At 70.5% G+C, this 23,784-nt stretch carries 26 protein-coding genes; 16 read left to right on the top strand and 10 right to left on the bottom strand.

Annotated features, from left to right (window positions below; all coding sequences use genetic code 11):
- Positions 1–22 precede the first annotated feature (22 nt).
- On the bottom strand, positions 23–655 hold the full coding sequence (gene upp / locus RWH45_RS12115) for a uracil phosphoribosyltransferase (RefSeq protein ID WP_076677423.1): 633 nt from the start codon (positions 653–655) through the stop codon (positions 23–25).
- Between the two features lie 87 nt (positions 656–742).
- Here upp and tadA point away from each other — a divergent pair, with 87 nt between their 5' ends.
- Positions 743–1,174, top strand: coding sequence for a tRNA adenosine(34) deaminase TadA (gene tadA / locus RWH45_RS12110; protein ID WP_315995275.1), 432 nt, complete (start codon positions 743–745; stop codon positions 1,172–1,174).
- 22 nt (positions 1,175–1,196) lie between these two features.
- Here tadA and RWH45_RS12105 read toward each other — a convergent pair whose 3' ends face one another.
- The gene (locus RWH45_RS12105; protein ID WP_315995136.1) at positions 1,197–2,126 is read right to left on the bottom strand and encodes an LLM class F420-dependent oxidoreductase; all 930 of its coding nucleotides are present in this window, start codon (positions 2,124–2,126) and stop codon (positions 1,197–1,199) included.
- A 31-nt stretch (positions 2,127–2,157) separates the two neighbouring features.
- On the bottom strand, positions 2,158–3,270 hold the full coding sequence (locus RWH45_RS12100; RefSeq protein ID WP_315995135.1) for an alpha/beta hydrolase: 1,113 nt from the start codon (positions 3,268–3,270) through the stop codon (positions 2,158–2,160).
- Positions 3,271–3,391: 121 nt separating this feature from the next.
- Here RWH45_RS12100 and proC point away from each other — a divergent pair, with 121 nt between their 5' ends.
- Entirely contained in the window at positions 3,392–4,237 is an 846-nt protein-coding gene (proC, locus tag RWH45_RS12095) for a pyrroline-5-carboxylate reductase (protein ID WP_315995134.1), read from the top strand.
- A gap of 1 nt (position 4,238) precedes the next feature.
- On the top strand, positions 4,239–4,526 hold the full coding sequence (locus tag RWH45_RS12090; RefSeq protein ID WP_315995133.1) for a DUF1905 domain-containing protein: 288 nt from the start codon (positions 4,239–4,241) through the stop codon (positions 4,524–4,526).
- 143 nt (positions 4,527–4,669) lie between these two features.
- Here RWH45_RS12090 and RWH45_RS12085 read toward each other — a convergent pair whose 3' ends face one another.
- Both RWH45_RS12085 and RWH45_RS12080 read right to left on the bottom strand, forming a co-directional pair.
- Positions 4,670–5,341 carry a potassium channel family protein gene (locus tag RWH45_RS12085; RefSeq protein ID WP_056224009.1) on the bottom strand — a complete coding sequence of 224 codons (672 nt, stop codon included), beginning with the start codon at positions 5,339–5,341 and terminating at the stop codon, positions 4,670–4,672.
- The gene (locus RWH45_RS12080) at positions 5,334–6,776 is read right to left on the bottom strand and encodes a TrkH family potassium uptake protein (RefSeq protein WP_315995132.1); all 1,443 of its coding nucleotides are present in this window, start codon (positions 6,774–6,776) and stop codon (positions 5,334–5,336) included. The genes RWH45_RS12085 and RWH45_RS12080 overlap by 8 nt, the downstream gene beginning before the upstream one ends.
- Before the next feature lie 68 nt (positions 6,777–6,844).
- On the opposite strand from RWH45_RS12080, the gene RWH45_RS12075 reads away from it, so the two are divergent.
- The 6 genes from RWH45_RS12075 to RWH45_RS12050 all read left to right on the top strand — a co-directional run bounded on the left by RWH45_RS12075 (position 6,845) and on the right by RWH45_RS12050 (position 8,779).
- The gene (locus tag RWH45_RS12075; RefSeq protein WP_315995131.1) at positions 6,845–7,240 is read left to right on the top strand and encodes an ArsR/SmtB family transcription factor; all 396 of its coding nucleotides are present in this window, start codon (positions 6,845–6,847) and stop codon (positions 7,238–7,240) included.
- Between the two features lie 136 nt (positions 7,241–7,376).
- Positions 7,377–7,568: a helix-turn-helix domain-containing protein gene (locus tag RWH45_RS12070; RefSeq protein ID WP_076677409.1), complete on the top strand. Its 192-nt coding sequence runs from the start codon at positions 7,377–7,379 to the stop codon at positions 7,566–7,568.
- Between the two features lie 83 nt (positions 7,569–7,651).
- On the top strand, positions 7,652–7,750 hold the full coding sequence (locus RWH45_RS12065; protein ID WP_003792170.1) for a 30S ribosomal protein bS22: 99 nt from the start codon (positions 7,652–7,654) through the stop codon (positions 7,748–7,750).
- Between the two features lie 117 nt (positions 7,751–7,867).
- Positions 7,868–8,161, top strand: coding sequence for a rhodanese-like domain-containing protein (locus RWH45_RS12060; RefSeq protein ID WP_315995130.1), 294 nt, complete (start codon positions 7,868–7,870; stop codon positions 8,159–8,161).
- Positions 8,162–8,201: 40 nt separating this feature from the next.
- The gene (locus RWH45_RS12055) at positions 8,202–8,480 is read left to right on the top strand and encodes a glutaredoxin family protein (RefSeq protein WP_315995129.1); all 279 of its coding nucleotides are present in this window, start codon (positions 8,202–8,204) and stop codon (positions 8,478–8,480) included.
- Positions 8,477–8,779 (top strand): Dabb family protein, encoded by a 303-nt coding sequence (locus tag RWH45_RS12050; protein WP_315995128.1) that lies wholly within the window; start codon positions 8,477–8,479, stop codon positions 8,777–8,779. The genes RWH45_RS12055 and RWH45_RS12050 overlap by 4 nt, the downstream gene beginning before the upstream one ends.
- Positions 8,780–8,818: 39 nt before the next feature.
- On the opposite strand, the gene RWH45_RS12045 is transcribed toward RWH45_RS12050, so the two are convergent.
- Both RWH45_RS12045 and aspS read right to left on the bottom strand, forming a co-directional pair.
- The gene (locus tag RWH45_RS12045) at positions 8,819–9,883 is read right to left on the bottom strand and encodes an ABC transporter ATP-binding protein (RefSeq protein ID WP_315995127.1); all 1,065 of its coding nucleotides are present in this window, start codon (positions 9,881–9,883) and stop codon (positions 8,819–8,821) included.
- Positions 9,884–9,956: 73 nt separating this feature from the next.
- Entirely contained in the window at positions 9,957–11,297 is a 1,341-nt protein-coding gene (aspS, locus tag RWH45_RS12040; RefSeq protein ID WP_315995126.1) for an aspartate--tRNA(Asn) ligase, read from the bottom strand.
- A gap of 15 nt (positions 11,298–11,312) precedes the next feature.
- On the opposite strand from aspS, the gene RWH45_RS12035 reads away from it, so the two are divergent.
- From RWH45_RS12035 to ccsB, 7 genes are all read left to right on the top strand, one after another.
- Positions 11,313–11,867: a DUF6264 family protein gene (locus RWH45_RS12035; protein ID WP_315995125.1), complete on the top strand. Its 555-nt coding sequence runs from the start codon at positions 11,313–11,315 to the stop codon at positions 11,865–11,867.
- A 100-nt stretch (positions 11,868–11,967) separates the two neighbouring features.
- The gene (locus RWH45_RS12030) at positions 11,968–12,669 is read left to right on the top strand and encodes a DedA family protein (protein ID WP_315995124.1); all 702 of its coding nucleotides are present in this window, start codon (positions 11,968–11,970) and stop codon (positions 12,667–12,669) included.
- A 79-nt stretch (positions 12,670–12,748) separates the two neighbouring features.
- Positions 12,749–13,390: a histidine phosphatase family protein gene (locus tag RWH45_RS12025; RefSeq protein ID WP_315995123.1), complete on the top strand. Its 642-nt coding sequence runs from the start codon at positions 12,749–12,751 to the stop codon at positions 13,388–13,390.
- Entirely contained in the window at positions 13,390–13,995 is a 606-nt protein-coding gene (locus RWH45_RS12020) for a TlpA family protein disulfide reductase (protein WP_315995122.1), read from the top strand. Before RWH45_RS12025 ends, RWH45_RS12020 begins: the two co-directional genes overlap by 1 nt.
- Positions 13,992–14,741 carry a cytochrome c biogenesis CcdA family protein gene (locus RWH45_RS12015; RefSeq protein WP_315995121.1) on the top strand — a complete coding sequence of 250 codons (750 nt, stop codon included), beginning with the start codon at positions 13,992–13,994 and terminating at the stop codon, positions 14,739–14,741. The genes RWH45_RS12020 and RWH45_RS12015 overlap by 4 nt, the downstream gene beginning before the upstream one ends.
- Positions 14,722–16,443 carry a cytochrome c biogenesis protein ResB gene (resB, locus tag RWH45_RS12010; protein ID WP_437127340.1) on the top strand — a complete coding sequence of 574 codons (1,722 nt, stop codon included), beginning with the start codon at positions 14,722–14,724 and terminating at the stop codon, positions 16,441–16,443. Before RWH45_RS12015 ends, resB begins: the two co-directional genes overlap by 20 nt.
- Positions 16,444–16,447: 4 nt before the next feature.
- Complete coding sequence (gene ccsB / locus RWH45_RS12005) at positions 16,448–17,458, top strand: c-type cytochrome biogenesis protein CcsB (RefSeq protein ID WP_315995119.1); 1,011 nt, start codon at positions 16,448–16,450, stop codon at positions 17,456–17,458.
- A gap of 171 nt (positions 17,459–17,629) precedes the next feature.
- Here the strand turns inward: ccsB and RWH45_RS12000 are convergent, their stop codons facing one another.
- From RWH45_RS12000 to RWH45_RS11990, 3 genes are all read right to left on the bottom strand, one after another.
- Positions 17,630–17,932, bottom strand: coding sequence for an endonuclease domain-containing protein (locus RWH45_RS12000; RefSeq protein ID WP_315995118.1), 303 nt, complete (start codon positions 17,930–17,932; stop codon positions 17,630–17,632).
- A 773-nt stretch (positions 17,933–18,705) separates the two neighbouring features.
- Positions 18,706–20,790: a YhgE/Pip family protein gene (locus tag RWH45_RS11995; protein WP_315995117.1), complete on the bottom strand. Its 2,085-nt coding sequence runs from the start codon at positions 20,788–20,790 to the stop codon at positions 18,706–18,708.
- Entirely contained in the window at positions 20,787–23,675 is a 2,889-nt protein-coding gene (locus tag RWH45_RS11990) for an MMPL family transporter (protein ID WP_315995116.1), read from the bottom strand. Before RWH45_RS11990 ends, RWH45_RS11995 begins: the two co-directional genes overlap by 4 nt.
- Positions 23,676–23,784 lie beyond the last annotated feature (109 nt).

The raw sequence follows: 23,784 nt of genomic DNA, 5'->3' as shown, positions 1-23,784 counted from the left end.
CGCCTGACCTCGACGGGCTCCGTCAGGCCGTGCCGTACAGGCGGTCGCCGGCGTCGCCGAGTCCGGGCACGATGTACCCCTTCTCGTTGAGGCGCTCGTCGACGGCGCCCAGGACCAGGGTCACGTCGTGCCCCTCGACCTGCTTCTCGATCGCCGCGACACCCTCCGGGGCGCCGAGCAGGCAGATCGCCGTGACGTCCTGCGCTCCGCGGGCGAAGAGGAATTTGATGGCGGCGCCGAGCGACCCGCCCGTCGCGAGCATCGGGTCGAGCACGAAGCACTGACGGTCGCTCAGGTCGTCGGGCAGACGCTCGGCGTACGTCGTGGGCTCGAAGGTCTCCTCGTCGCGCACCATGCCCAGGAAGCCGACCTCGGCGGTGGGGAGGAGCTTGACCATGCCCTCGAGCATGCCGAGACCCGCGCGCAGGATCGGCACGACGATCGGGCGCGGCTCGCTGATCTTCACCCCCATCGTGGTGGTGACGGGCGTCTGGATCTCGATGGGGTCGACGCGGACGTTCCGGGTCGCCTCGTACGCGAGGAGCGTGACGAGCTCCTCGGTGAGCTGCCGGAACACCGGCGACGACGTCTGCACGTCACGCAGCACCGTGAGCTTGTGGGTGATGAGGGGGTGGTCGGCGACGTGGACACGCATAGGCTCAAGGCTAACCGCTTCCCCCGCGCGCCTCAGCCCTCGTTTTCCGGAGCCCCCGTGACGCCCACCGATCGCGACCTCGCCGCGATGCGTCGCGCCTTCGCCCTCGCCGACGACGCGCAGGGCGACGGCGACGTCCCGGTGGGCGCCGTGGTCCTCGATGCGGACGGCAGCGTCATCGGTGAGGGCCGCAATCTCCGCGAGGTCACGAACGATCCCACGGCGCACGCCGAGATCGTGGCCCTGCGCGAAGCGGCATCCCGGATCGGGTCCTGGCACCTCGCCGACTGCACGCTCGTGGTGACGCTGGAGCCCTGCGTCATGTGCGCCGGGGCGATCCTGCAGGCGCGGGTGCCCCGTGTCGTGTTCGGATCGTGGGATGCCAAGGCGGGCGCCGCGGGATCCATGTACGACGTTCTGCGCGACCGACGCCTGCCGCATCGTGTCGAGGTGGTCGGCGGGGTCGAGGAGGAGCGGGCGGCCGCGCAGCTGCGCTCCTTCTTCGCGAGCCGCCGCTGAGCGTCTCCGCGCCCGACGGCCGTCAGCGGGGCAGGAGGGGCAGCACCTCGGCGCCGACGAGGTCGGCGTGCTCGATGTCGCGCAGGTCCATGAGCTGGAAGTAGACGCGCTCCGCGCCGAGCGCGCGCAGCCGTTCGACCTTCTCGGCGATCTGCGCGGGGGTGCCGATGAGGTTGGCGCCGTTGTCGAACTGCTCCCGCGACTGACCGACGGCTTCCGCGCGACGCGAGATCTCGGCGTCGTCGCGCCCGACGATGGTGGGCAGGGCCACCGACAGCTTCAGCGAGGCGGGATCGCGGTCGATCGCCTCGCACGCCGCGCGAACGACGGCGAACTTCTCGGCGACGACGTCCTCGGCGACGAAACCGATGTTGAACTCGGTCGCATAGCGAGCCGCGAGCGCGGGAGTGCGCTTCGGTCCTCCGCCCCCGACGATCACGGGGACCTGCGGCTGGGCGGGCTTCGGCAGGGCGGGCGCCTCGTCGAGCCGGTAGTGCACGCCCTCGAAGCTGAAGGACTCGGCATCCGGGGTCTGCCACAGGCCCGTGACGACCTGGAGCTGTTCCTCGAGCAGGTCGAACCGCTTCGCGGGGAACGGGATGCCGTAGGCCGCGTGCTCCCGCTCGAACCAGCCCGTGCCGAGGCCGAGCTCGGCACGACCGCCCGACATCGCGTCGACCTGGGCGACCTGGATCGCCAGGATCGAGGGGACGCGGTAGGTGACCGACGAGACGAGGGTTCCGAGGCGGATGCGAGAGGTCTCCCGGGCGAGGCCGGCGAGCGTCGTCCACGCGTCGGTGGGGCCGGGGCGCGGGTCGCCCTCGCCCATGCGGAGGTAGTGGTCGGACCGGAAGAAGCCGTCGAGACCGTGGCGCTCGGCCGACTGCGCGAAGGCGAGTTGGTCGTCGTAGCTGAAGCCCTGCTGGGGCTCGGTGAACAGGCAGTACTCCACGAGGGTCTCCGGGGGGTCGAGGGGGGGGAGGTCAGTCGGCCGAACGCAGGATGATCGCCTCGGTGGGCGGCGCCGGGTCGGCGGGGCGGCCCACGTAACCGATGTGGGTGAGCAGGGCGCGGCGGAACTGCGCCGGACGCTCGAGGTGCACCGAGTGCCCCGCACCCTCGACCGGGACCTCGGTCACCTCCCCGCCTTTCTCGGCATAGGCCGCGAGCACGTTGCGGGTCTGCGAGACCATCGGCTGGGCCGGTGCGACGTCGGCGCCCGGCCATCCCGGAACGACGCCGAGGGCGCCGAGGTGGTTGAGGTCGTAGAACGACGCGTCCGAGACGATCGCGTCGGCGGTGCCGTAGATCCAGAGGATGGGCGGCTTGGGGTCGAGGTCGACGATCCTCGAGACGTCGAAGTACTTCGGCGCCAGGGTGTTCAGCACGCCCGTGGTCCCCGGGGCGAATCCCGGCCACGTCGCGGTGGTCACGGCATCCCCGGGGTAGTTGCCACCGGCGGTCGAGGTGGTGAGCATCGACTCGACCCACACGTCCTCGTGCTCGCTCGTGTAGCCCGGGGCGACGTAGCCGGAGCGGAACACCGAGCGCGGAGACGTGGGTGCGTCGGCCGTGGTGTCGTGATCGATGAGACGCTGCACGAAGTCCGGGTTCGCACCGCCCGCGCCGGTACCCGCGTCGTCATCCGTGAGGCGCGTGCCGTCGCGTCGCGTGCCACCGAACCCGAAGGGCGACACGGGGGACTGCAGTGTGAGCGATCGCACCGGGTGATCGAGCGCGTACTGCATCACGACGCCCCCGCCCATCGACCACCCCACGAGGTGGGCCTCGGGGATGCCGAGCGCCTGCAAGGTCTCGAAGAGGTCGTCGCTGAAATCGCGGACGCCGCGGGTGGCGTCGATCGGGGTGTGCTCGGTGCGTCCAAACCCGCGGAGATCGACCGCGAGCACCCGCAGGTCGCTCGGCAGGTCCTGCATGATCTCCTGCCAGAACAGCGACGACGACACATTGCCGTGCACGAAGACGACGGTGTGATCCGGTGTCGTCGCCGGGTCGTCGCCGACCCGTTCGAGCACGTTGACACCCAGCCGGTCGGTCTCGACCAGGCGTGCGCTGATGCCGTCGAAGAGAGTCATGCAGGTCCTCCGTGTCGCTCGCCGGTGCCCCGGTACACCGGCTTCCGATGCTAACGCCCGCCCCTTTCGGTCGCACTCAGGCTTGCCCCGCGCGACGGGGCTGCTTCGTAGACTGGGCCTCATGACGGATGCCACCAGCTCGCTGCCCCCGATCGCGATTCTCGGCGCCGGTTCGATGGGCGGTGCGATCCTCCGCGGACTCGTCGCCGCGGGACTCGCCGACGGGGGAGTGACCGCCACCAACCGCTCCATCGCCAAGGCCGCGGAGCTCGCCGAGCTCGACGGCGTGACGAGTGTGGCTCTCGAGGCCAACCCCCGGGGCAACACCGAGGCGGTCGCGCAGGCCGACATCGTGCTCGTCGGCGTCAAGCCCGCCATGGTGCCCGATCTGCTCGACGAGATCGCGCCGTACCTGCGGCCCGGGGCGATCGTGGTGAGCCTGGCCGCGGGAGTGACCCTCGCCACCTTCGCTCACCACCTCGGCGAGGAGGTCGCGACCCTGCGGTCGATGCCGAACACCCCGTCGCTCGTCGGCAAGGGCGTGACGGGCTTGGCGGCGGGACCCGCGGCATCCGCCGACGACGTCGCCGTCGTCCGAGCGCTCTTCGAGACCGTCGGCGCGGTGCTGGAGGTCTCCGAGGCGCAGATCGACGCGCTCTCCACGATCTCGGGTTCGGGCCCGGCGTACGTCTTCCTGCTGGTGGAGGAGTTCACCAAGGCCGCCGTACGCATGGGCTTCGACGACGACCAGGCCCGGCTGCTGGCCGAGCAGACCTTCATCGGCGCCACGACGCTCCTGGACGCCTCCGACGTCGACCCCGCCGAGCTGCGCCGCCGGGTCACGAGCCCCAAGGGCACCACCGAGCGCGCGGTAGCCGTCCTGCAGGCGGCGCACCTCGACGACACGTTCACCCGGGGCGCCGAGGCGGCCCTGGCGCGGGCGAGAGAGCTCGCCGCCGGAAGCTGACATGCGCCTGCGCTTCCCCGGCACGATCTGGTACTGGCGCGGCCCCGCGCCGTACCACTTCGTCACCGTGCCGCCGCGGGAGGCGGCCATGATCGCCGAGGTCTCGCGGGTGGTCACTTACGGCTGGGGCATGATCCCGGCCTCCGTCACCGTCGGCTCCACGCGCGTCACGACGGCCCTCTGGCCGAAGGACGGCGGCTACGTGGTCCCGATCAAGAAGGCGCTCCAGGATGCCGAGGGGCTCGGCGTCGACGACGAGATCGAGGTCGTGCTCGACATCGACGCGTGACGGGTCTCCCCGCGGCGACCGCTCGCGCAAGGGGCGAAAGCCCCCGGGCGGGGAGAGCGTCGAGCGCTCGCAGGGCGCCCGTCCGGGACCGCCGTGCGGCAGGGTCGCGTCAGCGCGGACGCAGGGCGCGCCGCGGCGTCGTGTCAGCGATCGAGGGAGGCGAAGCGCTCGATGTCGCTGTTCGTGCCCGAGACGATGATGAGGTCGTGGTTGGTGACCACCGTGTTCGCCTCGGCGTAGCGGAAGGGGCGTCCGGGGCTCTTCACTCCGACCACCGTGACGTTGTACTTGCTGCGGACGCCCGACTCGTTCAGCCCCACGCCGCGCACGAGCTTCGGCGGGTACATCTTGGCCAGCACGAAGTCGTCGTCGAAGCGAATGAAGTCGAGCATGCGCCCGCTCACGAGGTGGGCGACGCGCTCTCCGGCCTCGGCCTCGGGGTAGATGACGTGGTTCGCGCCGACGCGGGCGAGGATCTTGCCGTGCGACTGCGACACCGCCTTCGCCCAGATCTGCGGCACCTTGAGGTCGACGAGATTGGCGGTGATGAGCACCGAGGCCTCGATCAGCGACCCGACGGCGACGACCGCGACCTGGAAGTCCTGCGCGCCGATCTGGCGGAGCGCGTCGATGTTGCGGGCGTCGGCCTGGACGGCGTGGGTGACGCGCTCCGACCACTTCTGCACGAGCTCGAGGTTGCCGTCGACGGCGAGCACCTCGCGGTCGAGGCGGTCGAGCTCGCCCGCGCAGGCCGCCCCGAAGCGCCCGAGGCCGATGACCAGGACGGGGGCGTCACTGCGGATGCGTTCAACCAACGATGGGCCTTTCCACGGGGAGCGCGTACAACTGCGACCGCGACGATGCCGCCACGGCCGCGGCGAGAGTCACTGTACCAATGCGCCCCATGAACATCGTGGCCGCCATCACGTAGACGGCCGGGTCGGAGAGCTCGGCGGTGAGTCCGGTCGAGAGCCCCACGGTCGCGAACCCCGAGACGACATCGAACAGCACATGCTCGATGGGCGCGTCGGTGATGCGACTGATGGTCACCGTCGAGACCGCGACGATCGTCGCTCCCCAGGCGACCACCGAGAGGGCGACGCGCTGCACATCACTGGGGATGCGGCGGCCGAACGCCTGCACCGACGGGCGGCCCTTCGCCTCGGAGAAGACCGCGAGGGCGAGCACGGCGAGGGTGGTGACCTTGATGCCGCCGGCGGTGGATGCCGAACCCCCGCCGACGAACATGAGCATGGATCCGACGATCAGCGTCGCCCCGTTGAGGTCGCCGATGTCGATGACGCTGAAGCCGCCGGAGCGCGTCATGGCCGAGAGGAAGAAGGCCTGGAACGTGGTGTCCCACGCATCCATGCTCCCGAATGTGAGGGGGTTGTCGTATTCCAGCAGGAGAATGACGCCGGCTCCCACGAAGAAGAGCACCACCGTGGTGATGATCGTCAGCTTCGCGTGCAGCGACCACAGGCGGAATTTCCAGTAGTGCCGCCACAGCGTGAAGATGACGGGGAACCCGATCGATCCGAGGAACACCCCCGCCATCAGCACGGTCAGCAGGAAGTAGTCCTGCGCGAACGGGGTCAGCCCGTCCGCGTTCGGAATGAAGCCGGTGTTGGTGAACGCCATGGCCGCGTAGTACGGCGCCTCCCACAGGGCGACCAGGGGATGGATGCCGCCGATGATCAACGAGGGGTAGATCAGCACCGTGAGGACCGCCTCGATCACGAGGGTCGACAGGGCCACCGTCCGCAGCAGCTGACCGACCTCTCCCAGGCGCACGGTCTGGCCTTCGTTGACCGGGCCGCCGTGGGCGCGCAGCGGATTGCTGTCTCCGGCGGCGATGAGCTTCGCCCGCAGTCCCAGGCGCTTCGAGATGACGAGTCCGAGGATGGATGCCAGCGTCAGCACGCCGAGGGCGCCCACGTTGACGCCGATGTACGTGATGACACGGCCGAGCGGCGACAGGTCCGAGTACATGTTGATCGTCGACAGACCCGTGACGCAGATCGTCGACACCGCGGTGAAGAGGGCATCGGCGAGGGGGATGCGCTGGCCCGTCGCGGAAGCGGCGGGGAGGGAGAAGAGCGCTGTGAAGAGGGCGATGAGAGTCGCGAAGACGAGGACGGCGAAACGGGCCGGGGATGCCGTCGTGAGATTGCGCAGACGATCCCATGCCTCGTAGGCGATGCGCCGCGCGCGCACCGGCAGTCGCGCCTCATTCGGCGTCGCCGCCATGCGCCGCTCCCTCCGATACCCGAACCCGAATCATGGTACTCGGGCCGGGGCGCGGCTAATCTGATGCCATGGCGGACATCTTCGACGTGATCGCTGACGGAACGCGTCGCGACATCCTTCAGCTGCTCCTCGACCGCGCGACCGGCGGTGAGCGGGGCACGAGCGTCTCCCAGATCGTGGCGGCGCTCGGGGTGAGCCAGCCGACGGTGTCGAAGCACCTGAAGGTGCTGCGCGAGGCCGAGCTGGTGTCCGTGCGCGAGGAGGGGCAGCACCGCTACTACAGCCTCGCCGTTGCTCCGCTCGACGAGGTCGATGATTGGCTGGTGCCCTTCTTCTCCATCGAAGAAGACAACGAACCGGCCCTGCCGGAGTCCGCCGTGCACGCCGCCGAGGTCGTCGGCCGGGCCGCGGCATCCGTCAAGCACTCTTTCTCGACGGCGTTGCGAAAACTTCCCGGCCGGTGAGCATCCGGATGCCGCTGTGCGGCGTCCACACAGCACATCCGTCACAGAGGGCCCACAGGTTTACAGCCGTCGCGCGCAGACCCTAGAGTGTGCTCAGCATCAGGAGGGTGAGTTCACCCGGAACGAGGGGTGAGCGATGGCCGAGCTGCCGGACGTGCGGTTTCTGACGGTCGCCGAGGTCGCCGAGCTGATGCGCGTGTCGAAGATGACGGTCTACCGTCTCGTGCACGCCGGCGAACTGCCGGCGGTGCGGTTCGGACGCAGCTACCGCGTGCCGGAATCGGCCGTCGTCGAGGCTGTGCAGCGACCGGTGTCCGACGTCGGCTAGACTGATCCGAGGCTTTTTTCCGAACGCCTAGTGTTCCCGGGCGCCGACATCGGCACCCAGACCCCGACTTAGTGAGGTTTTCCGTGGGTTCTGTCATCAAGAAGCGCCGTAAGCGCATGGCGAAGAAGAAGCACCGCAAGCTGCTTCGCAAGACTCGTCACCAGCGCCGCAACAAGAAGTAACGCGGCCACCACACCGAGCGCCTGTCCGATGCGACGGGCGCTTCGTGTATCCGTGCACGTTCCGCCTACCGGCGCGGCGTCTCCGCGCCCGCTCGTTCCGTCTCCATGGAGGAAAGCATGCAGTCCATCTCGGTCCACGACCTGCACGCGGGGCGCGAGCGTCCCCTCATCGACGTGCGCGAGGAGCACGAGTTCGCCGCGGGCCACGTGCCCGGCGCCGTTAACATGCCGATGTCGAGCATCGGCGAGCACCTCGACGAACTCCCGGGCGAGCCGTTCGATGTGATCTGCCAGGCCGGCGGACGCTCGGCGCGTGTCGTCGAGGCCCTGTCGGCGCGCGGTCACGACGCGACGAACGTCGAGGGCGGCACGGGCGACTGGATCGCCGCCGGCTACGACGTCGAGGCCTAGCCTTCGTCTCCCGTCCGTCCGCGCCTCCTAGGATGGAGGCGTGACGACCCTCACGTTGATCGGCAAGCCCGAGTGCCATCTGTGCGACGTGGCGGAGCAGATCGTCGAGAGCGTCGTCGACGGCCTCCCCGCCGAGGTGGCGGACCGCGTCGAGATCGAGCACGCGTCGATCGCCGATGATCCCGCACTCTTCGCCACGTGGTGGGAGAAGATCCCGGTCGTCCTCATCGACGGCGACCTGCACGCGCATTGGCGCGTGTCGGCCGACCGTCTCCGTGCCGCGCTGCTGGCGGCAGATCCTGAAGGAGCCTCGTCGTGAGCATCCGTCACATCGTCCTGTGGAAGCTCGCGGCGGACGACGCCGACACCCGTGCGCTGCACGCCGAGCAGATCTCGGAGCGCCTGATGGCCCTTCGCGAGGTCATCGACGACATCGCGCACATCGAGGTCGGGCGCAACGTGGCCAACCCGCAGTCCAACTGGGATGTCGCGCTGGTCAGCGAGTTCGCCGACGTGGATGCGCTGGAGCGCTACCAGGTGCACCCGGCCCACCAAGAGGTCGCGGGCTTCGTCCGTTCGGTGGTCGCCGAGCGGTCCTGCGTCGACTACCCGTTCTGAGGGGTCGCCGCGGGCCGGCGGTGACGCCGTCGGCTGTCGTCAATCGAGCGGGCGCACCGTCGCCGGCACGGCTGCGAGGGCGATGCGCACCGCATCACGGTCGTCGACGCGCTGGTCGGGCGCATGTTCCACGACGACGCGGCTGCCGTCGCGGGTGAGCACGGTCGAACGCCGCACGCTGCCCAGGAACGTCGTCTCCTCCACGACGGCGTCCATCCCCGGAACGTCGGGGCCGACCAGCAGCACGTTCTCGGGCCGCACGACGACCTCGCAGTGCCCGTCGTGGGCGGAGCCCGCGAGCGGCAACTCCTGCCCCCAGACCTCGACGACCACTCCCTCGACGATCCCGGGCACCGCACTCACCGGACCGAGGACCTCCGCAACCGCCGCGTCCGCGACGCGGGCGTAGACCTCGTCGGGGCTGCCCGCCGCCACGATGCGTCCGGCATCCATCACGACGAGGCGATCGGCGACCGCGGCCCCCTCGGCGGTGTCGCGCGTCGCCCAGAGCGTGGTGACACCGCGCTCGCGGAGCTCCCGGACGAGACGGTCGCGCGTCTCGGCGCGAGCACTCGTGTGCAGAGCGGCGAGGGCGTCGTCGAGCACGAGGGCCCGGGGCCGCGAGGCCAGCGCGCGGGCCACCGCCCAGCGCTGACGGTCGCCGTGCGAGAGACGGTGCACGCTCTTGTGGCCCGTCGAGAGGCCGACCAGGTCGCAGAGACGGTCGGCCTCGGCATCCGGGTCGATCACGCCCGCCTGCCGGGCTGCGGCCACGATCGCCGCGCGGGCGAGGCCGAAGCGGGCGACGGGGGTGCGATCCCGCACCTCCGCGACGCGGGGCGCCGCAGCGCCCACCCGTCCCTGGATCGTCACCGTCCCGGCGTCGGGTCGCTCGGCTCCGCCGACGAGCCGCAGCAGTGTGGAGGCTCCGCAGCCCGAGGGGCCGATCAGCCCGACGATGCGGCCCGGGGCGACCTCGAGGTCGACGTCGTCCAGGACGACGGTCCCCGCGCGCTCGCGACGCACGCCGTCGAGCACGATGGTCCAGCCCGTCGGGCGCGACGCGCCTCCCGATGGGGAATCGAGCGGAGTGACGGCGACCATGACCCGACGCTAGAGACCCCGGATGACACGACGACGCCCGGGGGGTGAACCCCGGGCGTCGTCAGGTCGAAACTTACGGGGCCAGACGCGTCGGTCCGCGGAAGAGGTAGGTGACCTCGCGGATCGAGGACTCACCGAGCAGCAGCATCAGCACGCGGGCGAGGCCCATTCCGAAGCCACCGTGCGGCGGGGCGCCGAAGCGGAAGAAGTCCAGGTAGAAGTCGAGGTGCTCGGGGTCGAGCCCCTTCTCCTTCGCCTGCTCGATGAGCACCTCGACGCGGTGCTCGCGCTGCGCGCCCGTGGTGATCTCGACGCCGTTGAACAGCAGGTCGTACGACTTGGTGAGTCCGGTCTCCTCGTCGCGCATGTGGTAGAAAGCGCGGATCGCGGGGTGGTAGTCGGTGATGAACACGAACTGGTGACCGTAGGTCTCCTGCACGTGCGCCGCGATCTGACGCTCGCCCTCCGGGTCGAGGTCGCCGTCGGTGCGGGGGATGTCGTAGCCGCGCGCGGCGACGATCTCGCGGGCCTCGGCGAGCGGGATGCGCGGGAACGGCAGGGTGGGCACCTGCACCTCGACGCCGAACAGCTCCTGGATCTCCGCGCCGTGCTTGTCGGCGACGGCCTGGAACGCGGTCTGCAGGAGCTCCTCCTGCATGCGGGCGACATCTTCGTGCGAGTCGATCCAGCTGATCTCGGCGTCGATCGAGGTGAACTCGGTCGCGTGACGGCTCGTGAACGAGGGGTCGGCGCGGAAGGCCGGCGCGATCTCGAAGATCTTGCCGAAGCCGGCGACCTGGGCCATCTGCTTGAAGAACTGCGGGCTCTGCGCGAGGTAGGCCGTCTTGTCCTCGAAGTAGGGAACCTCGAACAGCTCCGCGTTGGACTCCGAAGGGGATGCCATGAGCTTGGGCGAGTGCACCTCGATGTAATCGCGCTCCACCCAGTACGTGCGCATGGCGTGCTCGAGCGTCGTCTGCACGCGGAAGATGAGGTTGTTGCGACGCTGACGCAGGTCGATGAAGCGGTAGTCCATGCGCTTGTCGGGGCTGCTGTCGGCGGCGATCGGGGTCTCGGGGTTCGCCGCGGCAGCGATCACGAGCTCGCCGACCTTGATCTCGACGCCGCCGAGCTTGACACGCTCGTCGTGCTTGAGCTCCCCGCGCACCGTCAGGAAGGTGCCGGTCGCGAGGGCGCCGATCGTCTCGGTCAGGGCGAGGGCCGCGGCATCCTGGTCCGCGGCGTCCTCCGTCGGGCGGGTCGCCGGGTTGACCAGCTGCACGGCGCCCGTCTCGTCGCGGAGGACGACGAACTGCACCTTCTTCTGATCGCGTACGGTTTCGACCCATCCCGACACCTCGACGGGGCCGGCGGGGAGGGACTTCAGCTGGTTGACCAGGACGCGTTCGCTCACGATCGACCAGTCTACGTGCGGGTGGTGGCGGCCCCCACCCGCCGTCCTCGCGCCTCGTCGCCCGGTCTCGCGGGACGTGGGCCCCGTGCGGCGGGCGGAAGAGACGCCGCTCGTCGCTCGTCGAGGCCCGGGCGGGCGCGAACCCTCGGATTCCGACGCGGCATCCCTATGATGGCGCTCGTGACGTTCTCCCTCCCCCCGGAGTCGTTCCGGACGCTGCGTCCGGAACCACGGGGGCGTGCCCCCCGGCCGTGGGACGTCGCGACGACCATCGTTCTGCTGGTGCTCCTGCCCCTCCTGGCGCTCGCGGCCTCCTACGCGGGTGTCGTCCTCGCCTCCGCCGCGCGCGTCTGCGGAGCGCAGGCGTGCGACGCCGGTCTGATGAACCTCGGGTTCTGGATCGCCGTCATCGCGCCGTGGGTGATCCTCGTGGTCGGGCTCGTCGTGGCGATCATCCGTCTCGTACGGCATCGCCTGGCGTTCTGGGTGCCGCTGGTCGCGATCCTCTCGATGGTCGCCGTGTGGTTCATCGCCGCGGCGCTCGTGGGTGCCGGGCTCACGGCATCCTGAACCGTTCCGGGGCAACCCCCAGCAACGGCGCCTGACCGGCCCGTAACCTGACTCGTGGGCGCCCGCACGGGCGGCCGATCACCGAGCGCGAAGGCACCCGATGACCGACGTCACCCTCTCCCTGTCTCCCTCCCTCTCCCCGGTGCGCGCCGGGTCGGGCTCGACGGAGGGCCAGTCGTGGCTGACCTCGCTGGCCGACTGGACCGTGTCGCTCATGGAGGTCATCGGCCCCGTCGGCGCCGGTGTCGCGATCGCCCTCGAGAACCTCTTCCCGCCGTTGCCCAGCGAGGTCGTGCTGCCCATGGCCGGGCTCACCGCGAGCCGCGGCTCGTTCACGCTCTTCGAGGCGCTGCTGTGGACCACGCTCGGATCCGTGGTGGGCGCCTTCGCGCTCTACGGGCTCGGGCGGTGGCTGGGCGCGGGGCGTCTGCGTGCGTTCGCCGCGAAGATGCCGTTGCTGCACCCCGAAGACGTCGATCGCACGGTCGCCTGGTTCGAGAGGCACGGGGGGAAGGCGGTGTTCTTCGGGCGCATGATCCCGATCTTCCGCAGCCTCATCAGCATCCCCGCGGGAGTCGCGAAGATGCCGCTCTGGCGCTTCGGGCTCCTCACGGGTGCGGGCAGCCTCATCTGGAACACGATCTTCGTGCTCGCCGGGTACCTGCTCGGCGAGAACTGGCACATCGTGGAGGAGTACGCGTCGATCCTGCAGTACATCGTGATCGCGGCGGTCGGCATCGGTCTCGCGTGGTTCCTGTACTCGCGCGTGCGCTCGCTGCTCGCCGCGCGCAAAGACGCCTGACCCGGCGGGATATCTCCACGTCGAGGCAACCGGCATCCGGACTCAGTCAGACCACAGAACCCGCGCCTAGACTGGGATCGTGCCCGCCGATCGCCTTCATCTCGTGCGCCACGGAGAGGTGTACAACCCCCGTCGCGTGCTCTACGGTCGGCTCCCCGGATTCGGCCTGAGCGTCGACGGTCGGCGCATGGCGCGGCAGGCGGCCGAGTACGTGAAGAGCCTCGAGCGGCCGGTGAGCGCTCTCGTGGTCTCGCCGCTGCAGCGCACGCGCGAATCCGCCGAGCCTTTCGTCGAGCTGTTCGGTGCCGAGCCGTTCATCGACGACCGGGTGATCGAGCCCACCAACGTCTTCGAAGGGCGCCGGATGAAGCAGGCGCTCGCGAATCCCCTCAACTGGCGCCACCTCAGCCGCCCGGCCGTCCCCAGCTGGGGCGAGCCGTACGAGCGGATCGTCGCCCGCATGGTCGCGGCGATGGATGACGCCTGGAACCGTGTGCCCGCGGGCGACGTCGTCGTCGTCTCGCACCAGCTCCCCATCTGGGTGACCCACCTCGCCCTGTCCCACCAGCCCACCCGACACGACCCGCGCAAGCGTCGCTGCGCGCTGTCGAGCGTGACGAGCTTCGAACGGCGCGACGGCGCCGGCGGTCCGCGGTTCGTCGAGGTGGCGTACGCAACGCCGGCGTCCACCGCCGGCGCCGTCGACGTAGGAGCCGTGTGATGCGCCGAATCCTCTCCGCGGTCGGGGCGGTCCTCGCCTCCGCCGCGCTCGTCACGGGTCTGGCGGCCTGCAGCGCCGACCCCCTCGCGGACCAGTACCGCGCCGGCGACAACAAGGGCTACATCGCCGCCAACGGGTTCCAGACCAAGGAGATCGCGGCGGATCAGCGCGGCGAGCCCGTGGAGTTCTCCGGCACGCTCGACAACGGCTCGCCCGTCTCGAGCGCCGACTTCTCGGGCAAGGTGCTCGTGGTCAACTTCTGGTACGCCACGTGCGGTCCCTGCATCATCGAGGCCCCGCGTCTCGAGCAGGCCTACCAGAGCTTCCAGGGACAGGACGTCGCCTTCCTCGGCATCAACACCTACGACCAGCCCGCGACCGCCTTGTCGTTCGCGCGCGACCACGAGGTGTCGTACTCCAGCGCGATGGCGGTCGACGACGCCCAGCTGAAGCTCGCGTTCAACAAGGCCACGCCGTTGAACGCCACCCCCACCACCCTCGTGCTCGACAAGCAGGGCCGCGTCGCCGCCCGTATCGTCGGCGAGCTGCCCGAGGCCTCGATCCTCGAGGCGATCGTGCGCACGCTCGTGGCGGAGAGCGCGTGAACCCCGGCGCCCTCGTCTTCGACGGCGCGCTGTGGGTCGCCGTTCCCATCGCGCTCGCGGCCGGCCTCATCTCCTTCCTCTCGCCGTGCGTGCTGCCGCTCGTTCCGGGCTACCTCGGGTATATCGGCGGTGCCGTCGCCCCGCGCGGGGGCTCGGCATCCGGGCCCGGTCGAGGACGGCTGCTCGGCGGGACCCTGCTGTTCATCGCGGGGTTCACGGTCGTGTTCATGGCCGTCAATGTGCTGGGCGGAACGCTGGGCGCCTTCTTCCTCGCCTACGCCGACGTGATCACGCGCGTCATGGGCGTGGTCATCATCCTGATGGGCTTGGTGTTCATCGGGCTGTTCGGCCTCGCGCAGCGTTCGGTGCGGATGCAGTCCCGTGGCAACCTGGGGCTCATCGGCGCCCCTTTGCTGGGCATCGCCCTCGGCATCGGCTGGACCCCGTGCATCGGGCCCACGCTGGCGGCGATCATCTCCGTGTCGTACAACCTCGGGGATCCCGGCCGGGCGGCGCTGCTCGGGCTGATGTACTCGCTGGGCCTCGGCATCCCCTTCCTGCTCCTCGCCCTCGGCTTCGGGTGGGCGACGAAGTCCGTGGCGTTCGTGCGCACGCACATCCGCGTCGTGAACCTCATCGGCGGAGCGCTGCTGATCGTGCTCGGCCTGCTCATGGTGACGGGCCTGTGGAGCCAGTGGATGTCGACCCTGCAGGGGGTGATGGGCAATGTCCAACTCCCGCTCTGATCGAGGGAACACGATGACCGACCCGCTGCGTCCGTCCGACCACGCCGACTCCACGTCCGACGAGGTCACCCAGCCGCGCCTGGGCGTCGTGGGATGGCTGCGGTGGGGATGGCGCCAGCTGACCAGCATGCGCACGGCCCTCGTGCTGCTGCTCCTGCTCGCGATCGCCGCCGTCCCGGGATCGCTCGTGCCCCAGCGCAGCGCCGACCCCAACGGCGTCACGCAGTACTTCACCGACAACCCCGATCTCGCGCCGGTACTCGACAAGCTCAGCCTGTTCGACGTCTACACCTCGCCCTGGTTCTCGGCGATCTACCTGCTGCTGTTCATCTCGCTGATCGGCTGCGTGCTCCCGCGCACGAAGCACCACTGGAAGGCGCTGCGCTCGCAGCCGCCGCGTACGCCCGCGCGTCTGTCGCGCCTGGACGACCACCGCTCCCGCTCGATCGCGGTCGACGCGGATGCGGATGCGGATGCCCTGGCGACCGCCGCCGTGGACAGCGCGGCCGCGCAGCTGCGCAAGAGCGGCTACCGGGTGGCGCGCTACGACGGGCGCGGGTCGTTCTCGGTGTCGGCGGAGCGCGGGTACCTGCGCGAGACCGGCAATCTGCTCTTCCACGGCGCGCTCGTGGGCGTCCTGATCGCCGTCGGTGTCGGCGGGGGCTTCACCTACACCGGTCAACGCGTGCTCGTCGAGGGCCAGGCCTTCGCGAACAGCCTGCTCGACTACTCCTCGTTCAACCCGGGTCGCTTCGTCAGCGGAGACACCCTCACGCCCTACTCGATGACGCTCGACAAGTTCGACGTGTCGTACGTTCCGCCCGGGCAGCCCGGTTCGGGACAAGCCGGCGACTTCGTGGCGCACGTGACGACGCAGGCCCCCGGCACCGACCCGCAGGACGGCGAGGTGCGCGTCAACCACCCGCTCGACGTGCAGGGCGACCGCGTCTACCTGCTCGGCAACGGCTACGCCCCGACCGTCACGATCCGCGACGCCGAGGGCAACGAGGTGTTCCACGACTCGGTCGCGTTCCTGCCGCAGGATGCCAACATGACCTCGCTCGGCGTCATCAAGGTCGCCGACGGTCTGCCCGAACAGCTCGGTCTGCTCGGATTCTTCTACCCGACGATGGACGTGCTGCCCTCGGGCGCGCTGACCTCCACGTACGGGGCGCTGGAGTACCCGACCCTGACGCTGCGCGTATACGAGGGCGACCTCGGCATCGACGACGGAACGCCCCGCTCGGTCTACACGCTCGACCCGTCGGGCATGACGCAGATCGCCGGCGGCGACAGCGGCAACCCCGCCATCCAGCTCATGCCCGGGCAGACCGAGGATCTGCCCAACGGCCTCGGCACCATCACCTTCGAGAACGAGGCGCCCGCGGGGGCCGTCGGGTACGACGGCTCGGTCAAGCGCTTCGCATCCCTGTCGATCCACCGCGACCTCGCCGGACCCTGGGTGCTCGCCTTCGCCCTGCTGGCGCTGCTCGGCCTGCTCGCCGCGCTCTTCGTCCCGCGTCGCCGCATGTGGGTCAAGGCGACCCCGCAGGGCGGCTCGGTGCTCGTGGAGTACGCGGGCCTCGCGCGCGGTGAGGACCCGACGCTCGCCGCCGCCGTCGATCAGCTCGCCGAGAAGCACGGCGCGACCCTCCCCGGCCCTCCTCCCCAGAGCCACCCCGACACCGGAAAAGTAGACTGAGACCATGCCCGGAACCGACCCGCTTCTCCTCGACGAGATCTCCCTCCTCCTGGTGTGGACGGCGGTCGCCATCTACGTGCTGGCGTTCATCGCGTACGCCATCGATCTCGCGCGCCGCTCCGACCTCGCGCTCAAGGCCAAAGACGAGGTCGTCGCGCGCGAGCTCGTGACCGCGGGTGGCGGGGGAGTGATCTCCTCGGGCGCCGGGTCGTCGGCATCCGGTGCCTCCACCGCCAAGCCCCGCTACCTGTGGGCGCGTCTCGGCACGGTGCTGACGGCGCTCGGCTTCGTCTTCCACCTCGTGGCGACGGTCCTGCGCGGGATCGCAGCCGAGCGCGTGCCGTGGTCGAACATGTACGAGTTCGCCATGACCGGCCTGCTGCTGATCATCGCGGTGTACCTCGCCGTGCTGACGCGCTACGACCTGCGCTTCCTCGGCTCGCTCATGACCGGCCTCGCGGTGCTGCTGCTGGGTGGCGCGACGCTGGCGTTCCACGTCGAGGTCGTTCCGCTGGCCGACCCGCTGAAGTCGGTCTGGCTCGTCGTGCACGTCTTCGTCGCGAGTCTCGCGACGGCACTGTTCGCCCTCGCTTTCGGGCTCTCGGTCGTGCAGCTCATCCAGACGCGGCGCGAGCGCAAGCTCGCCGAAGCCCCGGTGGATGCCGAACCGAAGCGCAGCTTCCTGCGCACGGTTCCGAACGCCGACGCCCTCGAGTCGCTGGCCTACCGCTTCGCGATCGTCGGATTCATCTTCTGGACCTTCACCCTCATCGCCGGGTCCATCTGGGCGAACGACGCGTGGGGCCGCTTCTGGGGCTTCGACACGAAGGAAGTCTGGACCTTCGTCATCTGGGTGCTCTACGCGGGCTACATCCACGCCCGCGCGACGCGCGGCTGGCGCGGCACCCGCTCGGCGTGGCTGTCGATCATCGGCTTCACCGCGGTGCTGTTCAACTTCACGATCGTCAACGTCTTCTTCAAGGGCCTGCACGCCTACAGCGGCCTGACGACGTAAGGACCCTCACCCGGTTCCCGGGCCCGTCCGGCTGTCGCCGGGCGGGCCCTTCGTGTTTCGCGGAACGTCCCGGCCCTGGCCCGGGCGCGATGCCCTCGCCCGGTGGGCGGCGGGGTTTGAGTGTCCAAGACATGCCGCTGGCGGCGGGTGGACACGGCATGTCTTGGACACTCAAGGGGCGTCGGCCGCGCGGAGCGCGTGACGCACGGGTGCGACGATGTCTTGCATCGGCGTCTCGAGGTGGTGGGCCACGACACGGATGAGCGTCCACCCCTCCCGGGCGATGGCGCGCCAGCGGTCGGCATCCCGTCGGAACTGGTCTGCGTCGGCGTGCTGCCGCCCGTCGTACTCGACCGCTACCCGGTGGTCGGGGTAGGCCATGTCGAGTCGAGCGACGAAGACCCCGTCTGCCGTGCAGAGGGTCCAGTTGAGGTGCGGCTCGGGCAGGCCCGCCCGCAGGAGGACGAGGCGCACGGCCGTCTCTCGCGGAGATTCCGCTCCGGGTCTGACAAGCTGCACTGCCTCGCGGAGGGCGACTGCTCCGCGACGCCGTGCGCGTCGTGCAGCTGCGTCGAGGTCTGACACGGTGTCGCCCTGTGACAACGCCCAGTCTCCCGCGGCGACGAGGTCTTCCATCGGGACGAGCGAGCCGAGCTGAGCCCAGGTCTCGACGCGGTTTGCGACCGGCAGGCCGGCGCGCAGTGTGACACCATCCGACGGCATGACCAAGCGATGTCCCACGACACCTGCCGTGCGAGGCTCCCGCGCGGGGGGAACCGCGCTCACATGCAGAAAGTCGTCAGGGCGGAACGGGAGGGGCATCCCCCACAGCGTGGCGGCGGTCGAGTGGCTGAAGAATTGCGCGCCGATCATCCGAGGGAGAAATGCCCTGCATCTCGCCTCCACACCCTCCAGCTGATCTTCGCGCGCGACGCGCACTCCATGGAACGGCGACCGCAGGTCACCGGCGGCGAGCCGCCGGCGGGGGACGCCGTGTGCATCCGCGTCGCGGACGTGGAACGCCGAGCGCAGTTCAGGGGGGAGTGCGTGCGGGTGCATGCCCACAGCAGACACGATCGTCCGCGCGTGGGCCGCCCGGCCCCGCTCTGCTGTGGATACCCCCCGCTGTGAAGGAGTGGTGCACTCCCCGGACCGCCCTCGAGTGTCCAAGAAACGCCGTCTCTCGCGGCCAGGGGCGGCGTGTCTTGGACACTCGACAGGAGAGGGCGCGTCGGGCACCCGCGCGCTTACGCGGGCTGGGCGGCGGCGCGGGTGGAGGTGGTGCGGCGGCGCACCACGATCAGTGTCGTGGCGATGAGCGACAGCACGGCCCAGACCACGAACCCGGCGATACCCGCCCCGACTCCGCCGGCCGACGACAGGGCGCCGAGCATCGCGTCGTAGGCGGGGGCGGTCGGCAGCAGGGATGCCGCGGCGGCCAGCGCGGGCGGCACGGTCGACACGATGCTCGCGCCCAGGGCCAGGGCGCCGATCACCGCCGCGATCCATCGGCCCGCTCCGCCGAACACCGCCACGAGGGCCTGGTGGACGGCGGCGAAGGCGATGCCGGCCGCGATGCACACGAGGGCGAAGAGGGCCCAGTCGCCCCAGTCGTACTTCGAGGCGATCTGGACGACGGAGGCGACCAGCAGGCCCTGCACGGCGCCGACGAGCGCAGCGGGGGCGAAGCCGCGCAGCGCGACCAGCGCGGACGGGCGACGGCTGGTGAGAGCGCGCGCCGACACCGCCTGGAACGCGACGAACGAGGCGAGCCCGCCGAACCACAGCACGGCCATGGCCAACAGCGGCACCGCGGCGAGGCCGAACAACGAATTGTCTGCGCCCGTGGCCGAGACCGGGTCGGCGACGACGTCGGCGAGGGTGGTCGCCTGGGTGTCGGTGTACGTCGGCAACTGCGCGACGGCGGTGTCGAGCCCATCGGCGAGGGAGGATGTTCCCGTCGCGACCTGCTGCACGCCGTCGGCGAGCTGGCCGGCGCCGTCCTCTGCGCCGGAGGCTCCGGATGCCAGCTGCGCGGCGCCCGAGCCGAGGGCCGCGGTTCCGGTGCCGAACTGCGTCGCGCCGTCGGCCAGTTTCGTCGCGCCCCCGGCGATGCCGTCCATGCCGCCGGCGAGCGTGCCGAGTCCGGAGGCCGCCTCGCGGGCGCCACCGGCGAGGCCGGTCGCGCCGTCGGCGAGCTGCTGGTTGGCGTCGGCGATCGCACGGATGCCCGTGGGCAGCTGCGCCGCCTGACCGGCGAGGTCGCCGATCTGCGTGACGGTGTCGGTGGCCCGGTCGAGGGAGGCCGCGGCGGCGGCTGCCGCATCGCGCAGCGCCTGGCACTGCTCCGGGGTCCCCGTGCACTCCGCCGCCGCCTTCTGCAGGGCGGCGTTCGCGTCGACGAGAGCCTTGTTGACCTGGGGGGCGGCACCGGCGAGCTTCTGCGCGTCGTCGGCGAAACCCGGCGGGATCTGGTCGGCGAGACCGTTGATCTGCGTCGCGAGCTGCTGATTGCCGGCCGCGATGCCGTCGGCACCGGTCGCGAGCTTGCTCACTCCCGCCGCGGCATCCCGCGTCCCGTTCGCGAGCGCCGCCGAGCCCGATGCCAACTGCGTCGCGCCGTCGGCGAGCGGACCCGCGCCGGCCGCGAGCTGCGACGCCCCATCGGCGAGGCTCGAGGCTCCGTTCGAGAGCTGTCCCAGGCCGTCGCGCAGATCACCCGCGCCGGACGCGGCCTGCGATGCCCCGTCGGCCAGCTGATGGGCGCCGCTCGCCGCGGAACCGAGCTGGTCGCTCAGCGTCGTGAAGCCGAGGAAGACGTTCTTCAGGTACTGAGAGGACAGCTCGCCCCCGTAGACGCTCGTGGCGGTCGTTGCGAGCGCGGAGGTGATCGCTCCGTCGACGACGCGCGCGTCGGGAGCGGTCTGCACGCCGATGGTCGCCTTGACCGGCGTCTCGCCGGGGCGCGTCGACAACGAGGCGGCGGTGAAGTTCTCGGGGATCGTGACGACGGCGGTGTAGGTGCCGTCGGCGAGACCGGCCGCGGCATCCTCGTCGTTCGAGATGACCCAGTCGATGTTGCTCGGCTGATCGTCAGCGCCCTTCACGAGGCCGCCGGTGAGCTGCCGACCGAGGGGGACCAGCTGGCCGTTCAGCTCGACGGCCTTGTCGTCGTTGACGATCGCGGCCGTGATGTTCTCGAGTCGGTCGGTGGGGTTGTAGAGCGCGCCCACCAGGATGCCGCCGATCACGGCGGGCAGCAGGAGCACGCCGATGAGCGTCAACCACGTGACGGGGCGGCGCGAGCGGGAGCGCTCGACGGGGAGAGTCATGCGAACACCTCGGAGAGATCGGCGAAGGTTTCGGGTTCGGAGCGGTGCCGTCGCGGCGTGGGCAACGGGAGGGAGGTCACGTCGGGGCGGTGCGCCTCGGACAGCAGGGCGAGGGCACGGCGCTCGTCGCGGGCAGAGACGACGAGCGTGAAGGGTGACGACGCGTCGCCCGACCGCTCGCGGGCCTCGACGGCCGCGCGGCGGAGCACGTGTGCGACGTCATCGCGGGCGTCGTCGTCGAGGCGGTCGATGTCGCAGACGACGACGATGCGTGTGCCGCGGGCGACGGCCTGGGCCACGTCCGCCTCCGCCGTCGAGGGGTCGTCGAGGAGGGCGACACCGACGCGGGCGCGCACGGCACCGGCGCGTTCGGGCACCAGGAGCCCGTCGACGCGCAGCTTCCCCTCGATCTTCGACAGGCGACCGGCGAGGGCGAGGAGAAGTGCGCGCGTGGTGCGGCTCTCTCCCGTCACGAGCAGGGTGCCGCCGTACCCCAGTCGCATCGACACGTCGCGGAAGACCGGCTCCGCGGTCTCGGAGGCGACGCTGGTGCGCAGGTCGTCGGCGGCGATCGCCAGCGCGGGCTCGGAGGGCCACTCGGCGAGGTGCACCTCGCGCTCGACGGCCTCGCCCTCGACGTCGAGCTTGGGCAGGATGCGGTCGAGCCAGCGCGGCATCCACCAGGCCTTCGCGCCCAGCAGCGCGAGGATCGCCGGGACGAGGGTCATGCGTACGAGGAACGCGTCGACGGCCACGCCGACCGCGAGCCCCAGAGCGATGGGCTTGAGACTCGAGTCGCCCTCGGGCACGAACGCGACGAACACGGCGAACATGATGACCGCGGCCGCCACGACGACACGGGCGGATGCCGCGAAGCCGCTGCGCACCGCGCCGAGTGCCACCTCGCGGGGTGTGCGCCCCTCGCGCTTCGCGTGGACGTAGTCCTCGCGCATGCGCGAGACGAGGAAGACCTGGTAGTCCATGGCGAGGCCGAAGAGCACGCCCATGACGACGATCGGCATGAAGCTGATGATGGGCCCGACCTTCGCGACATGCAGCGCATCGGCGAACCAGCCCCACTCGAATACCGCGGCGACCACGCCGAACGAGGCGGCGACCGACAGCAGATATCCGCCCGCAGCGGTGAGCGGAACCCAGATCGAGCGGAACACGATCATCAGCAGCACGAGTGAGAGTCCGACGACGAAGAGGCCGAAGGGCAGGAGTGCGGCTCCGAGCTGGTCGGAGATGTCGATCGTCACCGCGGTGTAGCCGGTGACGAGCAGGCGCACGCCGAACTCGTCGTAGAGGCGATCCTCCTGGGCCCGCAGCTCGCGCACGAGGTCGGCGGTGCGGGGGTCGTCGGGTGCGGTCTCGGGCACGATCTGCACGATGCCGGTGTCGGCGGTCTCGTTGGGGGTGGCCAGGGCCACTTCGGCGACCCCGGGGATCTTGGCGATCTCGTCGCCGATGTCGGTCATGAGGGTGAGGGGATCGTTCGAGGTCACGATCGTGCCGGTCATGATGAGCGGCCCGTTCGCTCCCGGTCCGAAGTACTCGTCGGTCAGCTCGTAGGCGACGCGCGCCTCGTCGCCCTCGGGCAGTTGGCCGGCGTTCGGCAGGGTCAGGGCCAGCGACGCGGCGGGAACGGCGGTGACGCCGAGCAGCCCGATCACCGCGACGGTGGTGACCACCGGATGCCGGGTCACCAGGCCGACCCAGCGCTTGGCGGGGCCGTTCCGCTCGGCTTTGATGGCCGCGGTGGTGGCGCGTCGCACGCTCTCGGCGGCGGCCTCTTCGGCGGCGGCCGTGTCGTCTTCGGCGGTGGCGGTGCGCGAGCGCTTCTTCGGGCGCTTGTATCCCCACCCGACGACACGGTGACCGGCGAAGCCGAGGAAGGCCGGCGTGAGCGTCAGCCCGACGCACACCGCGATCGCGACGGCGACGGAGGCGGCGATCCCCATGGTCGTCAGGAACGGGATGCCGGCGAAGCTCAGCCCGATGAGGGCGATGAGCACCGTGATGCCGGCGAACACCACGGCCGAACCCGCGGTGCCGACCGCGCGGGCCGTGGACTCCTCGGGGTCCATGCCCGCTCTCGTCTGGTCTTGATGTCGAGACACGATGAAGAGCGCGTAGTCGATGCCGACCGCCAGGCCCAACATCACCGCCAGCAGCGGGGTCGTCGACGACACGGTCGCGAAGCCGGTCGCGATGAAGATGAGGGCGATCGAGAGGGCGACGCCCAGGATGGCGGTGGCCAGCGGCATCCCGGCCACCAGGAACGAGCGGAACGTCACCATCAGCACGAGCGCGGCGATGAGCACGCCGAGGGCTTCGGTGAGCGAGGCGCCGGGGATCTCGGTGGCGAACAGCTGCCCACCGAGAACGGATTGCGAACCGGGGGGAAGTGCCTCGCCCAGAGCCGTCGCGGCCTCGCGGAGCCCGTCTTCGGTGGCCTGCGGCACCTCGGTGGCCTCGCCGGAGAACTGGATGCGGACGATGGCGGCGCGTTCGTCGTCGGAGATGCCGCCCGAGATGCGGGTGTCGTAGGGGTCGGTCACGGCTTCGACGAAATCGAGGTCGCCGATGTCGGCCGACGTCTTCTGCACGGCGTCCTGATACGCCGGGTCGGTGACCTTCGCCCCGTCGGCGGAGACCACGATGATCTCGGCGCTGGCGCCGCTCACCTGGGGGAACGTGCGCCCGAGCATCTCGAGGCCCGCCTGCGACTCCGTGCCGGGGATCGTGAAGGTGTTGTCGGTGCCTTTCGCGAACAGCGCGACACCTCCGCCGGCGAGCACGAGCACGAGCAGCCAGGCCGTGAGAACGCGCCACGGGTGACGGAACGACCAACGCCCGAGGGTGTACAGGAATGTCGACACGGTGACTCCCAGATCGGTGAACGGGTCGATACATCACCGTATCGGATACAACAATGTATCCTAGACCCTCGGGGGTGCTGTCGAACCTGGATGTCACCCGAGAACAGGA

Source organism: Microbacterium galbum (assembly GCF_032464915.1).
Taxonomy (GTDB): Bacteria; Actinomycetota; Actinomycetes; order Actinomycetales; family Microbacteriaceae; genus Microbacterium; species Microbacterium galbum.
This window is presented reverse-complemented; position numbering and strand designations above follow the sequence as displayed.